15 protein-coding genes and 1 other annotated feature are annotated in these 14,982 nt (G+C 45.0%); of the genes, 11 read left to right on the forward strand and 4 right to left on the reverse strand.

Features of this window, described 5'->3' with window-relative positions; translation table 11 throughout:
* Window positions 1-42: 42 nt before the first annotated feature.
* The 9 genes from tet(35) to hisIE all read left to right on the forward strand — a co-directional run bounded on the left by tet(35) (window position 43) and on the right by hisIE (window position 9,190).
* A complete protein-coding gene (tet(35), locus tag R7F67_RS10060; protein WP_005378182.1) occupies window positions 43-1,644 on the forward strand; it encodes a tetracycline efflux Na+/H+ antiporter family transporter Tet(35) in 1,602 nt (533 codons plus the stop codon).
* Between the two features lie 180 nt (window positions 1,645-1,824).
* Window positions 1,825-1,962: a sequence feature (His leader region), on the forward strand.
* A gap of 53 nt (window positions 1,963-2,015) precedes the next feature.
* Window positions 2,016-2,912 carry an ATP phosphoribosyltransferase gene (gene hisG, locus R7F67_RS10065; RefSeq protein WP_005378180.1) on the forward strand — a complete coding sequence of 299 codons (897 nt, stop codon included), beginning with the start codon at window positions 2,016-2,018 and terminating at the stop codon, window positions 2,910-2,912.
* Between the two features lie 5 nt (window positions 2,913-2,917).
* A complete protein-coding gene (hisD, locus tag R7F67_RS10070) occupies window positions 2,918-4,216 on the forward strand; it encodes a histidinol dehydrogenase (protein WP_171342733.1) in 1,299 nt (432 codons plus the stop codon).
* A 12-nt stretch (window positions 4,217-4,228) separates the two neighbouring features.
* The gene (gene hisC / locus R7F67_RS10075; RefSeq protein WP_054575133.1) at window positions 4,229-5,269 is read left to right on the forward strand and encodes a histidinol-phosphate transaminase; all 1,041 of its coding nucleotides are present in this window, start codon (window positions 4,229-4,231) and stop codon (window positions 5,267-5,269) included.
* A 69-nt stretch (window positions 5,270-5,338) separates the two neighbouring features.
* Entirely contained in the window at window positions 5,339-6,412 is a 1,074-nt protein-coding gene (hisB, locus tag R7F67_RS10080) for a bifunctional histidinol-phosphatase/imidazoleglycerol-phosphate dehydratase HisB (RefSeq protein ID WP_033905090.1), read from the forward strand.
* Between the two features lie 26 nt (window positions 6,413-6,438).
* Window positions 6,439-7,053: an imidazole glycerol phosphate synthase subunit HisH gene (gene hisH, locus R7F67_RS10085; protein ID WP_033905091.1), complete on the forward strand. Its 615-nt coding sequence runs from the start codon at window positions 6,439-6,441 to the stop codon at window positions 7,051-7,053.
* 12 nt (window positions 7,054-7,065) lie between these two features.
* A complete protein-coding gene (gene hisA / locus R7F67_RS10090) occupies window positions 7,066-7,803 on the forward strand; it encodes a 1-(5-phosphoribosyl)-5-[(5-phosphoribosylamino)methylideneamino]imidazole-4-carboxamide isomerase (protein WP_033905092.1) in 738 nt (245 codons plus the stop codon).
* On the forward strand, window positions 7,785-8,558 hold the full coding sequence (hisF, locus tag R7F67_RS10095) for an imidazole glycerol phosphate synthase subunit HisF (protein WP_004749837.1): 774 nt from the start codon (window positions 7,785-7,787) through the stop codon (window positions 8,556-8,558). The genes hisA and hisF overlap by 19 nt, the downstream gene beginning before the upstream one ends.
* Window positions 8,555-9,190, forward strand: a complete 636-nt coding sequence (gene hisIE, locus R7F67_RS10100) for a bifunctional phosphoribosyl-AMP cyclohydrolase/phosphoribosyl-ATP diphosphatase HisIE (RefSeq protein ID WP_033905093.1) — start codon at window positions 8,555-8,557, stop codon at window positions 9,188-9,190. Before hisF ends, hisIE begins: the two co-directional genes overlap by 4 nt.
* A 275-nt stretch (window positions 9,191-9,465) precedes the next feature.
* Here the strand turns inward: hisIE and R7F67_RS10105 are convergent, their stop codons facing one another.
* From R7F67_RS10105 to R7F67_RS10120, 4 genes are all read right to left on the reverse strand, one after another.
* A complete protein-coding gene (locus R7F67_RS10105) occupies window positions 9,466-9,981 on the reverse strand; it encodes a YchJ family protein (protein WP_005378159.1) in 516 nt (171 codons plus the stop codon).
* 87 nt (window positions 9,982-10,068) lie between these two features.
* Entirely contained in the window at window positions 10,069-11,283 is a 1,215-nt protein-coding gene (locus tag R7F67_RS10110) for an EAL and HDOD domain-containing protein (protein WP_005378158.1), read from the reverse strand.
* A 98-nt stretch (window positions 11,284-11,381) separates the two neighbouring features.
* A complete protein-coding gene (lpxH, locus tag R7F67_RS10115) occupies window positions 11,382-12,119 on the reverse strand; it encodes a UDP-2,3-diacylglucosamine diphosphatase (protein WP_005389817.1) in 738 nt (245 codons plus the stop codon).
* 60 nt (window positions 12,120-12,179) lie between these two features.
* The gene (locus R7F67_RS10120) at window positions 12,180-12,674 is read right to left on the reverse strand and encodes a peptidylprolyl isomerase (RefSeq protein WP_205390797.1); all 495 of its coding nucleotides are present in this window, start codon (window positions 12,672-12,674) and stop codon (window positions 12,180-12,182) included.
* A 202-nt stretch (window positions 12,675-12,876) separates the two neighbouring features.
* On the opposite strand from R7F67_RS10120, the gene cysS reads away from it, so the two are divergent.
* The gene (gene cysS, locus R7F67_RS10125; RefSeq protein ID WP_205390798.1) at window positions 12,877-14,259 is read left to right on the forward strand and encodes a cysteine--tRNA ligase; all 1,383 of its coding nucleotides are present in this window, start codon (window positions 12,877-12,879) and stop codon (window positions 14,257-14,259) included.
* A gap of 87 nt (window positions 14,260-14,346) precedes the next feature.
* On the forward strand, window positions 14,347-14,925 hold the full coding sequence (locus R7F67_RS10130) for a thymidine kinase (protein ID WP_205390799.1): 579 nt from the start codon (window positions 14,347-14,349) through the stop codon (window positions 14,923-14,925).
* Window positions 14,926-14,982 lie beyond the last annotated feature (57 nt).

Here is a 14,982-nt window from a genome sequence, read left to right on the forward strand (position 1 = left end):
GTCTGCAGTAGATCTCTAGCCAAACTTTGGTTTTTGAAGATCATGAATTTAATAGATTTTTCTAGTTCTCCTGTTTCATTATTGCCACCTATTGTCGCTTTGACTTTGGCGATTTTGACTCGACGTGTATTAGTTTCCTTGGGTGTAGGTATCGTGCTAGGTGCGGTGCTACTTAATAGCTGGTCTATCAGCGACACCGCAGGTTACGTCAGTTCTCAAGTTTCTTCTGTCTTTATTGAAGATGGCGGAATTAACACTTGGAACATGAGCATTGTTGGTTTCCTAATCTTATTAGGTATGACAACAGCTTTATTAACGCTATCTGGCGGTACTCGTGCTTTTGCTGAATGGGCACAATCTCGAGTGAAGAGTAAACGCGGCTCCAAACTTCTTGCCGCCTTTTTAGGCGTATTCATTTTTGTCGATGATTACTTTAATAGCCTTGCTGTTGGTGCGATCTCTCGCCCAGTAACCGATCGCTTTTATGTGTCTCGCGCTAAGCTTGCGTACATTCTAGACTCAACCGCTGCTCCAATGTGTGTAATTATGCCTGCTTCTAGCTGGGGTGCTTACATTATTACTATTATTGGCGGGATCTTAGTCTCACATGGGATCACAGAGTATTCGGCTCTTGGCGCATATGTTCGTCTTATTCCAATGAACTTCTACGCCGTTTTTGCGCTGCTAATGGTGTTCGCTGTTGCGTGGTTTGGTCTTGATATTGGTAAAATGCGTGAGCATGAGATCTCTGCATCGCAAGGTCGTGGCTTTGATAAAGACAAAGAAAATGACTCGCAAGAAGCGCATGACCTAAACGAAGAGCTAGATATCCGTGAAAGTGAAAAGGGTAAAGTGTCAGATTTGATACTTCCTATCGTGACGCTGATTATCGCGACTATCGCTTCAATGCTTTACACGGGTGGCCAAGCATTGGCTGCTGATGGTAAGGAGTTTGCGCTTCTTGGTGCTTTTGAAAATACAGATGTAGGTACATCACTAATCTACGGTAGCTTGCTTGGCTTAGCAGTTGCACTGTTTACTGTTGTGAAGCAAGGTCTACCAATGGCTGAGATCGCACGTACACTTTGGATTGGTGCTAAGTCTATGTTTGGTGCGATTCTAATCTTAGTATTTGCCTGGACCATTGGTTCTGTTATCGGTGATATGAAGACTGGTACTTACCTTTCGACAATGGCGCAGGGCAATATCAACCCTCATTGGCTCCCAGTTATCCTATTCTTGTTGTCTGGCCTGATGGCGTTCTCAACAGGTACTTCATGGGGTACGTTCGGCATTATGCTACCAATCGCGGGTGACATGGCTGGCGCAACAGACGTAGCGCTAATGCTACCGATGCTGAGTGCGGTTTTAGCTGGTGCGGTATTCGGTGACCATTGTTCACCAATCTCAGATACGACTATCTTGTCATCGACGGGTGCACGTTGTAACCACATTGATCACGTATCAACACAGCTACCTTATGCATTATCAGTCGCGCTTGTTTCATGCGTGGGCTTTATTGCCCTTGGTATGACTGCTTCAATTGCGTTTTCGTTTATTGCAGCGTCGATAACATTCGTTATCGTTTGCGCTATTTTGTCATGGCTTTCAAAGTCTAAAATAGCGTCTTGCCAGAGTGCGTAATTCACTGATTTAAAAAGTAAATTTTTAGGAGGCTTCGGCCTCCTTTTTTATTTGTATTATACAATTCGAATTTTTTTAAAATTAAGGGTTGAAAAAAGTAATCAGCTTGGTTAGTGTGGTTGGTAACAAAGCAAATGAGAAGAGCCTTGAAATAAGTATGCGTAATTTTGTAATGAACATTCATCACCATCATCACCCAATCTAGTCTTTCGGGCGATGTACGCATACCCGGGAGGCAGGAAACTCCCGGAGGTAAAATCAAAGTAAAAGCAGATTTTAAACCCTCGGGAGACTTCAATCTCCCGAGGGTTTTTTAGTTTTATTAGTTTGAAAAATACTTAGATATCAAAATCTTGCATAGGGACAAAGCAATGCAAACACAACGTTTAAGAATCGCAATTCAGAAAAAAGGTCGTCTTAGCAAAGAGAGTCAAGCTCTACTAAAACAGTGCGGCGTAAAGTTCAACGTAATGGGCGAGCGTTTAGTTGTCCATTCTGAAAATATGCCAATTGATTTACTCTTGGTTCGTGACGACGACATCCCAGGTTTAATTATGGATGGCGTGGTTGACCTTGGCTTTATTGGCGAAAATGAACTAGAAGAAGTTCGCCTTGACCGCAAAGCATTAGGTGAACCCTGCGAGTTTGTTCAGCTTCGTCGACTTGATTTTGGTGGCTGTCGTTTATCTATCGCAATCGACAAGGACGAAGAGTACAACGGTCCACAAGACTTAGCTGGCAAGCGTATTGCTACAACGTATCCTCAACTTCTAAAAGCGTACATGGATGAAGCCGGCGTTCCATTCTCTACATGTATGCTGACAGGCTCTGTAGAAGTTGCCCCTCGCGCGGGTCTCGCTGATGCTATCGCTGATTTGGTTTCTACAGGTGCAACACTGGAAGCGAACGGCCTTAAAGAAGCTGAAATTATCTTTAAATCAAAAGCGACATTGATTCAACGCACAGGTGAGTTCGACGCAGACAAAGTGGCGCTAATCGAAAAGCTGTTAACTCGTATGCAAGGCGTGCAGCAAGCGAAAGAATCTAAGTACATTATGCTTCACGCCCCAGCAGAGAAGTTAGATCAAATTAAAGCACTACTGCCAGGTGCTGAAGACCCAACTGTTCTTCCTCTTTCTGCAGATAAGCAGAAAATGGCTGTTCACTTAGTGAGTTCTGAAAACCTATTCTGGGAAACAATGGAACAGCTGAAAGAGTTGGGCGCAAGTTCAATTCTCGTTCTACCAATTGAAAAAATGATGGAGTAAGCATCATGAGAACAGTCGTTTGGCAATCATTAAGTGAGAATCAGCAAGACTCTATTTTGGAGCGCCCTGCTATTGCAGAAGGTGCCAATATCACCACTGCTGTGGCCGAAGTTATTGCTAAAGTTCGAGAAGAAGGTGACTCTGCTCTTATTGAGCTGACAGAAAAGTTTGACCGTGTTAAGCCTGAATCCATTCGTGTTTCTTCTCAGGAAATTAAGGCAGCGTCAGAGCGTTTGTCAGAGTCAATGAAGAGCGCACTAGAGCAAGCTTACGCCAATATTTCTAAGTTCCACAAAGCGCAAAAGCCGCAACCGCTCAAGGTGGAAACGCAGCCAGGTGTTCTTTGTGAACAAGTAACACGTCCAATTCAAAAAGTGGGTTTGTACATTCCTGGTGGCAGTGCGCCTTTGCCATCGACTGTTTTGATGCTCGGCGTTCCTGCAAAAATTGCAGGTTGTCGTAAAGTCGTTCTTTGTTCTCCACCGCCAATCGCTGATGAGATCCTTTATGTCGCGAAGCTGTGTGGCATTGATGAAGTGTACAACGTCGGTGGTGGCCAAGCAGTTGCTGCAATGGCTTATGGCACCGAGACTGTATCGAAAGTAGATAAGATCTTTGGTCCGGGCAACGCTTACGTGACCGAAGCAAAACGACAGGTTAGCAATGATTTCCGCGGTGCTGCGATTGATATGCCAGCAGGGCCATCAGAAGTTCTTGTGATTGCCGATGAAACCGCAGATGCAGACTTTATCGCTGCGGATCTTTTGAGCCAAGCAGAACACGGTCCTGATTCTCAAGTGGTATTGGTGACTCCTTCTCCTGTGATTGCTGATAAAGTGACGGATGCGGTTCAACGTCAGCTTAAGGAGCTATCTCGTGCGGACATCGCAGAGCAAGCATTGGCTTCAAGCTTGATCATCATTGCCGAGTCTCTTACTCAATCGGTTTCCATTTCGAATTACTACGGTCCTGAGCACTTAATTGTTCAGACTAAGAACCCACGCGAGCTTTTACCTCTATTAGATAACGCAGGTTCTATCTTCCTAGGTGATTGGTCGCCTGAATCAGCAGGTGATTACGCATCGGGCACCAACCACGTTCTTCCTACTTACGGTTACACACGCACGTATTCAAGCTTAGGTTTGGCCGATTTCTCCAAGCGTATGACGGTTCAAGAACTGTCTGCTGATGGCCTAAAGAACCTTGCACCAACTGTGGTCACCATGGCGGAAGCAGAAGGTCTGGATGCGCACAAACGTGCAGTGACCATTCGCGTAGAAAAATTAGCAAGTAAGAAAGAATAAGAGAGTAATGAGATGGAAAAGCTAGCGCGTAAACAAGTCCAACAGCTTACCCCTTATATGTCGGCTCGCCGAATCGGTGGTACGGGTGACGTATGGCTAAACGCCAACGAATCGCCATTCAATAATGAATATAAAACAGACTTTGCTCGTCTTAATCGTTACAGCGAATGCCAACCGAAAGAACTGATTTCCGCTTATGCAGCGTATGCGGGTGTGAAACCAGAACAAACGCTGACTTCTCGCGGTGCTGATGAAGGTATTGAGTTATTAATTCGTGCATTCTGTGAGCCGGGTGAAGATGCGATTCTTTACTGCCCACCAACTTACGGCATGTACGCCATCAGTGCAGAAACCATAGGTGTAGAGCGTAAAACCGTGCCGCTAACGTCAGATTGGCAACTAGACCTTGCAGGCATCGAAGCTAATCTGGATAACGTGAAACTGGTTTTTGTATGTTCGCCAAACAACCCAACAGGTAACTTGGTTAAGCGAGAGGACATTGTGTCTCTGCTTGAGATGACAAAAGACCGTGCAATCGTGGTGATGGATGAAGCGTACATCGATTTTTGTCCAGAAGCGTCAACGGTGGACCTACTGGCGCAATACTCGAATCTTGCGATTCTGCGTACTCTGTCGAAAGCTTTTGCGCTTGCAGGTCTGCGTTGTGGATTTACGCTTGCGAACGAAGAGCTTATTAATGTACTTCTTAAAGTTATCGCACCTTACCCAGTCCCAGTTCCAGTGGCAGAAATTGCGACTCAGGCGCTTTCGGAAGCTGGTTTAGCACGAGCGAAGTTTCAAGTTCTCGATTTGAATGCAAACCGTGCTTACTTGCAAGTTGGCCTTTCAATGATTCCGGGCTTGGAAGTGTTTGAAGGGTGGGGGAACTACCTATTGGTGAAATTCCCAGATGGCGATGACCTTTTCAAAGCGGCTTGGGATACGGGCATTATTTTGCGTAACTCGCCAATTGAAAATTGTGTGCGTATCAGTGTGGGTAACCGTGACGAGTGCGAAAAAACGCTTGGATTTATCAGAAACTACTACGCATAAATAGAGACAGAATTTATCGCTCTCGCTCAATAGCGGGAGCGCCAAAAGAATAGCAATAAGGAAGTTCGAGTGAGCAAACAACAAAAAATCCTTTTTATTGATCGTGATGGCACCTTAATTGTCGAGCCGCCGATTGATTTTCAAGTAGACCGTTTAGACAAACTAAAGCTAGAGCCATTTGTTATCCCAAGCCTGTTGTCGTTGCAGGATGCAGGATACCGTCTAGTGATGGTCACGAACCAAGATGGTTTGGGTACCGACAGCTACCCACAAGAAGATTTTGATGCACCACACAACATGATGATGGAGATCTTTGAATCTCAAGGTGTGAAGTTTGATGATGTGCTGATTTGTCCTCACTTTGATGAAGATAACTGCTCTTGCCGTAAGCCTAAATTGGGCTTGGTAAAAGAGTACCTTCAAGGTGGCAAAGTGGATTTCCAAAATTCTGTTGTGATTGGCGATCGTCAAACTGATCTTCAACTTGCAGAAAACATGGCAATTCGTGGCATTCAATACAACCCAGAAACCATGGGTTGGAAACAGATCCTGAAAGATCTCACGGTGAAGGCACGCGTTGCTGAAGTGGTTCGCACCACAAAAGAAACGGACATCAAAGTATTCGTTAATCTTGACGAACAAGGCGGCAATGACATCTCTACTGGTCTTGGCTTCTTCGACCACATGCTGGATCAAATCGCGACACACGGCGGGTTCCAGATGGTGTGCAAAGTAGAAGGTGACCTGCACATTGATGATCACCACACAGTAGAAGATACCGCTCTTGCGTTGGGTCAAGCGTTGAAAGAAGCACTGGGTGACAAGCGTGGTATTGGTCGCTTTGGCTTTAGTTTGCCAATGGATGAGTGTTTGGCGCAATGCGCACTAGACCTATCAGGTCGTCCTTACCTTAAGTTCGACGCGCAATTCAGCCGTGAGCAAGTGGGTGATCTTTCAACAGAGATGGTGGTTCACTTCTTCCGTTCTCTGACTGACACATTAGCGTGTACGCTGCACCTGTCTTCTGCGGGCAACAATGATCACCACATCATTGAAAGCTTGTTTAAAGCGTTTGGTCGTACTTTGCGCCAAGCAATCAAAGTAGAAGGCACTGAGCTACCAAGTAGTAAAGGCGTGCTTTAAGGCTAACTTTAGCAAGGAGAAAAACAGTGACAGAACAGAAAGTTGTCATTATCGATACTGGCTGTGCCAACGTCTCTTCGGTGAAGTTTGCTATTAAACGCCTAGGCTATGACGTAACTATTTCAAAAGATCCGCAAGTTGTATTGTCGGCAGATAAGCTATTCCTACCAGGCGTGGGAACCGCCAGCGAAGCGATGAAGAATCTAGAAGAGCGCGATCTTATCAGCTTGGTAAAACAGGTAGAAAAGCCATTGCTAGGTATCTGTTTAGGCATGCAACTGTTGGGCAAAGTGTCTCAAGAGAAAGGGCAGAAAGCCGACGAGTTGGTTGAGTGTCTTGGACTTTGTGATGGCGAAGTGAAGTTGCTACAAACCGGCGATTTACCGCTGCCGCACATGGGTTGGAATACAGTGTCTGCAAAAGCAGGTAATCCACTTTTCAAAGGTATTGAAGAAGGTGAGTACTTCTACTTCGTGCACAGCTTTGCAATGCCTGTTGGGGATTACACGATTGCGGAATGCGAGTACGGCAACCCGTTCACAGCAGCAGTACAAAGCGGTAACTACTACGGCGTGCAATTCCACCCTGAGCGTTCTTCAAAAGCGGGCGCGAAGCTTATTCAAAACTTCTTAGAATTATAAAAGGGATTTAGTGTGATTATTCCAGCTCTTGATTTAATTGAAGGACAGGTGGTTCGCCTTTATCAAGGTGATTACGGCCAAGTAACCGAGTACAAAGTCGACCCAGCAGAGCAGTTCAACTTGTACCACCAAGCGGGTGCTAACTGGCTGCACTTGGTGGATTTAACTGGCGCGAAAGACACGACAGCACGCCAGCTTGATTTGATTGCAAAGCTACTAGCAAGCACGCCAGCGAACATCCAAATCGGTGGCGGCGTACGTACAGAGCAAGACGTGATTGACCTGCTAGAAGCTGGTGCTCAGCGTGTTGTTGTTGGTTCTACAGCAGTAAAACAGCCAGAGCTTGTGAAATGTTGGATGGAAAAATACGGCGCAGAGAAAATCGTTCTCGCGCTAGACATCAACATCGATCAAGACGGCACGCGTAAAGTGGCGATCTCTGGTTGGCAAGAAGACTCAGGCGTGACTATCGAAGCTCTGATCAACGATTACCTAACGGTAGGTTTGCAGCACGTGCTTTGTACGGACATTTCTCGTGACGGTACGCTAGAAGGCTCAAACGTAGAGCTTTACGTTGACCTATGCAAACAGTACCCACAAGTGCAGTTTCAATCTTCAGGTGGCATTGGCTCATTAGCAGATATCGAAGCGCTAAAAGGCAGCGGTGTGGCTGGTGTGATTGTTGGTCGTGCACTGTTAGATGGTAAGTTCACAGCAGAGGAGGCGTTTGCATGTTGGCAAAGCGAATAATTCCATGTCTTGATGTTCGTGATGGACAAGTGGTAAAGGGCGTTCAGTTCCGTAACCATGAAATTATTGGCGATATCGTTCCTCTGGCACAGCGTTATGCAGAAGAAGGCGCAGACGAGCTTGTGTTCTACGATATTACCGCTTCAAGTGATGGTCGTGTCGTCGATAAAAGTTGGGTCGCTCGCGTTGCAGAAGTGATTGATATTCCTTTCTGTGTGGCTGGTGGTATTAAATCAGCGGAAGATGCAGCGCGCATTCTTGAGTTTGGTGCAGACAAAGTGTCCATCAACTCACCTGCATTGGCGAACCCGCAACTGATTACTGACCTTGCTGATAAGTTTGGTGTGCAATGTATCGTCGTTGGTATCGATTCATACTACGACAAAGAGACAGGTAAGTATCAGGTTTACCAGTTTACCGGTGATGAAGAACGCACCAAAGCAACTCAATGGGAAACGCGTGATTGGGTGCAAGAAGTACAAAAACGCGGCGCTGGTGAAATCGTACTGAACATGATGAACCAAGACGGCGTGCGTAACGGCTACGATATTGAACAACTTAATATGGTGCGTGAAGTGTGTAACGTGCCATTGATTGCATCGGGTGGTGCTGGTGCCATGGAGCACTTCGCAGAAGCCTACCAAAAAGCAAATGTGGATGGCGCGCTTGCCGCATCGGTATTCCACAAGCAAGTCATCAATATTGGTGAACTAAAGCAGTATTTGAAACAACAAGGCATTGAGGTACGACTATGAGTGTGAAAGCCGCCGAAGTAAGTTCGCTAGCTGAGCGAATCAACTGGGAAAAGGTGGATGGTCTGGTACCTGCCATCGTACAAGATTTCCAATCAAGCCAAGTGCTGATGATGGGTTACATGAACCAAGATGCGTTGGCAAAAACGGGTGAAACAGGTCAAGTGACGTTCTTCTCTCGCACCAAGCAACGTCTTTGGACGAAAGGTGAGACTTCTGGCAACGTATTGCAATTGGTGAACATGCAGCTCGATTGCGACAACGATACGCTACTGGTGAAAGTTAATCCCATTGGCCCTACGTGTCACCTGGGTAACACAACTTGCTGGGATGTGGACCCTCAAGAGGAGTCACAAATGGTGTGGCTTCATCAACTTGAGCAGTTACTGGCTGCCCGCAAGAGTGCCGACCCAGATTCCTCTTATACTGCCAGTCTTTATGCCCGTGGCACCAAGCGTATTTCGCAAAAAGTGGGCGAAGAAGGCGTTGAAGTCGCGCTTGCGGCGACGTCGGGCGATAAGTCGGAGTTAGTGTGTGAATCAGCAGATTTGATTTACCACTTAATGGTATTGCTTCAAGACCAAGGCTTATCGATGAATGACGTAGTGAATAAACTGAAAGAGCGTCATAAGTAAGCTTGCGATAAGTGAAAGCCCCTATGCTCTCGAGCCTAGGGGCTTTTTACTTTAGTGTTCTTGATTCGGGGCAAAAACCGGCAACAGTGCTGGTGGCGATTAGATTCTGAATCACGCTCGTCCCTCGCTGTTCAGAATGACGGTATATTTTCTAATGGTACTTGCAGTAGAGTTATTTACTTCAAATAGGTACATATATTAACGTCACTCCAACGAACCTAGGCGAAGTCAAGAATCCAATTAAATCGAGCTCAATAAGCTAGGAGTGGATGATCTTACCCACAACACTTCTTAAATTTCTTACCGCTTCCACAGATACACGGGTCGTTACGACCTACTTTTAGGCTACTCACTGGTTGGTTTAGGCGAGGATCTTGTTCTGGTTCTTCTTCTAGCTCTTCTTCTGGAAACGTGCCGTCAATGTAGTACCAAAGCCCATTTTCTTTTACAAAGCGAGAACGCTCTGTCATGCAGTAGCGTTTGCCGTCTTCGTCAAAGTAAGCGTTGAATTCAACAAAACCTTCATTCTCGTTACAACCCGCTTCAGCTTTCACTACCTCAAGCTTGCACCAATCGCTGTCGATAGATTGGGCAATGCCTTCACGTTGCTCTTCTGCATTACAGCTTGGGTGGTATGTGTTCACCACGTAATCCACTAGACCTAACACATGCGCGCTGTAACGAGAGCGCATTAGCTGCTCCGGAGTGGTGACGTCAGCGTGGTTATTGTGGGCAATTTCACAACACTGTTGGTAGGTGCGGTTAGAGCCGCAAGGACAAGAAGAAGCCATAAAATGAAATCTCGATTAATTAAGCGGTAAAAACAAACAACCCCACATAAGTGAGGTCGCAGGTATTCTTTGGGGCATTATAGCCGTTTAGGGCGTTTGAGACAGCAGTTCTTGAGCCCATTCCGTCGATTGATTAAAAGCGTCTGCTAATTGAGGTTCGGTTAATTTAAGAACGGTGCAATATCGCTCGGCTAACTCCCAGTCCGCTTGTTCGTAGGCGATCGTCATCGAAAGTAAGTGACCAAGTACGCCTTTTCGACTGGTTAATGCGAGTTTTATATCTTCGTCAACGGGGATATCTTCAATGACATCCGAGAGAGGTTGATCGAGCAAAGATCCGAGTAAAGAAAACATGCCTGTTAAAAAAGCCTGCCCAGGGTCATACCTAGTGTTCATTTGACTAAGTAACAGTTCACACATTCGTGCACGCTGAATCGCTAAAGAGTAAAGAGAGTCAGGTTTATCTTCTTGAACGGACGCAATTGCAACTAAGGAAATAAAGCGTCGTAGTCGCTCTTCACCCAGATAAATAAGCGCCTGTCTGAACGATTTTATCTTAGTCGTTAATGTATATCCTGAATTTACGTAAGTAAGCAACTTGTATGACAGCGTCACATCAATCGAAAACAGACGTTCAACCTCATTGAAGTCGATGGGCTTATCTGCAATCTCTTTACAAAGTTGGATGACGGTAAGAAACGCGGGGTTCAACCGTTTTTTCTGGATCATCTCAGGTTTGCTAAAAAAATACCCTTGAAAATAGTTAAAACCGGCTTCTAGAGCTTGCTCAAACTCTTCATAGGTCTCTACCTTTTCCGCAAGAAAGTCGATTTTAAATGGGCTCAACGCCTGAATAAAAATGGCAGCTTTCTTGATCGGCACAAGTCTAATATCAAACTTGATCATGGAAACGTATGGAAGAAAACGCTTCCAAGCTTTCGTCGGAACAAAATCATCCAGAGCAATTTTGTACCCGCACTCATGAAGGTGCTTGATGGCTTCTAACAGTTCTTCTGTCGGTTCGCAGTCTTCAAGGACTTCAATGACGAGAGATTCTTTAGGAAACAAAGTTGGGACCAAGTTCACCAAGCTTTGATGCGGAAAGTTAACAAAGCCAAGTTTGTTTCCTAATGTGTTGTAATGCGTCGATAAAAAATGATCGGATAGCAGTCGACTAGTAGCCAGCTCTGGTTCTACTTCAGGGAAGGTATTTTTAGGGCCGTCTCGAAAGAGGAGTTCGTAACCTATGGTTCGTTTTTCTCTATCCAGAATCGGTTGGCGAGCTACGTAAGAATACTTCAATTAGGTACTTCGTTCTGTTTAACTTAGTATTATGATAATAGCGATTTTTTACAAAATATCTACGACTTGAGCGTGAATCTTCTACAAGCTCTACATGCTTAACGCAAATTCTGTATGAACGGTCTCGTTTGTAGGTCAAAACTATCAGAATTTACTTTTAAAACTGAGCCTTGCGTATACCAATCCCCTAAAACAATTCGGGTCTTTTTAACGCCATCGACGTCAAAAAAATGTGTGTTCGGGCGATGCGTGTGACCATGAATCATTAAGTTGACGCAGTTCTGAGACATCACTTTCTCGACCTCATTTTGGTTAACGTCCATGATATCTAATGACTTGCTCATTTTATCATCACGAATATCGGATTGAACTTTTGAGACAATTTTCTTCTTAATGAACCAAGGAATACGGTTAAACAACCATTGTAGCCATGGCTTGTGAACGGTTTTTCTAAACTCTTGGTATTTCACATCGTCAATGCAGAGCGTATCGCCATGTAGGATTACGGCTTTTTGACCATAAAGATCAATCGTGCAGACATCGTCGAGTAATGTCATACCGGTTTCTTTGCAAAAGCGTTTGCCGAGTAAAAAATCTCGATTGCCTTGGATGAAAAAAGTTGGCACACCCGCATCCGTCAGTGCTTTAAATTCTGCGCGGATTTGGTCTGCAAAAGGGGTGTTGTCATCGTCACCAATCCAGAACTCAAACAGATCGCCGAGTACATAAAGTGCATCAGCTTTTGTTGCTTCTGTTCGCATGAACGTCACAAAACATTCCGTGATATCAGGACGTGATGGGGTAAGGTGAAGATCGGAAATAAATAATGTCGTCATAGAAATAAGGGGAAGCTATGCCTCCCCATTAACTTATCTTTTAAAAATAATTCCTAAGAATTACTCTTCAATTGTTGTACCAGTGATTACTACGTCTTCTAGAGGTACGTCTTGGTGCATGCCGTAAGAACCAGTGCTAACGCCTTTGATCTTATTTACGATGTCCATGCCTTCGATTACTTCACCGAACACACAGTAACCCCAACCGTCTAGGCTTTCGCTACGGAAGTCTAGGAATGTGTTGTTGTTTACGTTGATGAAGAACTGAGAGCTTGCTGAATGCGGCTCCATAGTACGTGCCATAGCAAGTGTACCCACTCTGTTGCTTAGGCCGTTGTTTGCTTCGTTCTTGATAGGTGCACGAGTCGCTTTTTCACGTAGACCAGACTCCATACCACCACCTTGGATCATGAAGCCGTCAATAACACGGTGGAAAAGCGTGTTGTCGTAGAAACCGTCGCGGCAGTACTGAAGGAAGTTTGCGCTTGTCTCTGGCGCTTTCTCTTCGTTTAGTTGAATCTTGATGTCACCAAAATTAGTGTGAAGGGTGATCATGCTACTTTCCTTTACTGTGTTGTGTTGAGCCCGAGATTCTAGCCTAAGTTCTAGTGCTTTAAAAACTCAGGAAGAGGAAATTCTTCGTTTTGTGCTTGAAGTTTAGCCGATTATCGTTTTATCGGTTAATTGCTATTACCTAACTAGGTTGGAGTTGATATACTCATCTTCTTTTATTCATTCACAATCATAGATAGAGATCATGTTAAAGATATATAACACACTCACAAGACAGAAAGAGGAATTCAAACCAATTACAGCTGGCAAAGTCGGTATGTATGTCTGTGGAGTTACCATCTACGATCTCTGTCACATTGGTCACGGTCGTACTTTCGTCTCTTTTGACGTTGTATCACGTTACCTTCGCTACTTGGGCTATGATCTGACGTTTGTACGTAACATCACAGATATCGACGATAAGATCATCAAACGTGCCGCAGAAAATGGTGAGTCTTGCGATTCATTGACTGAGCGTTTGATTGGTGAAATGCACGCTGATTTTGATGCGCTGAACATGAAACGTCCGGACGTTGAACCTCGTGCGACACAGTTTATTGCTGAAATCATCGAATTGGTTGAGAAGCTAATCGAGCGCGGTTTTGCATACGTTGCAGATAACGGTGACGTAATGTTTGAAGTGGGTAAATTCAACGAATACGGCAAGCTTTCTAAGCAAGACCTTGATCAGCTTCAAGCTGGCGCGCGCGTTGATATCGAAACAGCAAAACGCAGCCCTCTAGACTTTGTACTTTGGAAGATGTCTAAGCCGGGTGAACCAACGTGGGAGTCACCATGGGGTCCAGGTCGTCCAGGTTGGCACATAGAGTGTTCAGCAATGAACTCTTCAATCCTAGGTAACCACTTCGACATTCACGGCGGCGGTTCTGACCTTCAGTTCCCACACCATGAAAATGAAATCGCGCAATCATGCTGTGCACACGATACACAATACGTGAACACATGGATGCACAGCGGCATGGTAATGGTAGACCGTGAGAAGATGTCTAAATCTCTAGGTAACTTCTTTACTATCCGTGACGTTCTTGGTCACTACGATGCTGAAACAGTGCGTTACTTCCTAATGTCTGGTCACTACCGTAGCCAGTTAAACTACAGCGAAGATAACCTAAACCAAGCACGTGCTTCGCTTGAGCGCCTGTACACATCTCTACGTGGTTTAGACCTAAACGCTGCGCCTGCTGGTGGTGAAGAATACGTATCTCGCTTCACTGCAGCGATGAACGATGACTTCAACACACCAGAAGCTTACTCAGTACTGTTCGACATGGCGCGAGAAGTTAACCGTCTGAAGACAGAAAACCTAGAGAAAGCGAGCGAACTCGGTGCGCTAATGCGTGAACTAGCTGACGTGATCGGTATTCTTCACCAAGATCCTGAAGCCTTCCTAAAAGGTGATGCGGGTAACGATGATGAAGTGGCTGAAATTGAAACTCTGATCAAGCTGCGTAATGACTCTCGCGCTGCGAAAGATTGGGCGAATGCAGATATGGCTCGTGACAAGCTGACCGAAATGGGCATTGTTCTGGAAGATGGTCCAGAAGGCACAACGTGGCGTCGTAAGTAATTGAATTTTCATTTTTAAAGGGCTGATAATTCAGCCCTTTTATTTTCCATTTCCATAAATTAAAACTTTAACTTTAGGTAATGCTCTGTGGCTCAGATGTATTTCTATTACTCAGCAATGAATGCGGGTAAATCAACAACGCTTCTTCAATCCTCTTTCAACTATCAAGAACGCGGCATGACGCCAGTTATTTTTACGGCTGCGCTAGATGATCGTTTTGGTGTCGGTAAAGTGAGCTCTCGTATTGGTCTTCAATCTGACGCACATTTATTTCGTCAGGATACCAATTTGTATCTAGAGATCGCAGATCTGAATGAGGTTGAAAAACGTCACTGTATTCTTGTTGATGAGTGTCAGTTCTTGTCGAAAGAACAAGTTTATCAACTTACTGAAGTCGTTGATAAGTTGCATATTCCAGTATTGTGTTACGGCCTTCGCACCGATTTTCTAGGCGAACTTTTTGAAGGCAGTAAGTATCTATTATCTTGGGCAGACAAGCTGGTTGAGCTCAAAACAATCTGCCATTGCGGCCGCAAAGCGAATATGGTTATTCGTACCGATGAACACGGCGTGGCAATTAAAGAAGGCGATCAAGTTGCGATCGGCGGTAACGATAAGTATGTCTCCGTATGCCGCCAACATTACAAAGAAGCGCTCGGTAAATAAGCCGTATTGATACATAAAAGCCACCGAACTTGGTGGCTTTTTGTTGTCGGTTAGAAA

The sequence above is a fragment of the Vibrio sp. YT-17 genome (genome assembly GCF_033337375.1).
GTDB classification, from domain to species: domain Bacteria; phylum Pseudomonadota; class Gammaproteobacteria; order Enterobacterales; family Vibrionaceae; genus Vibrio; species Vibrio alginolyticus.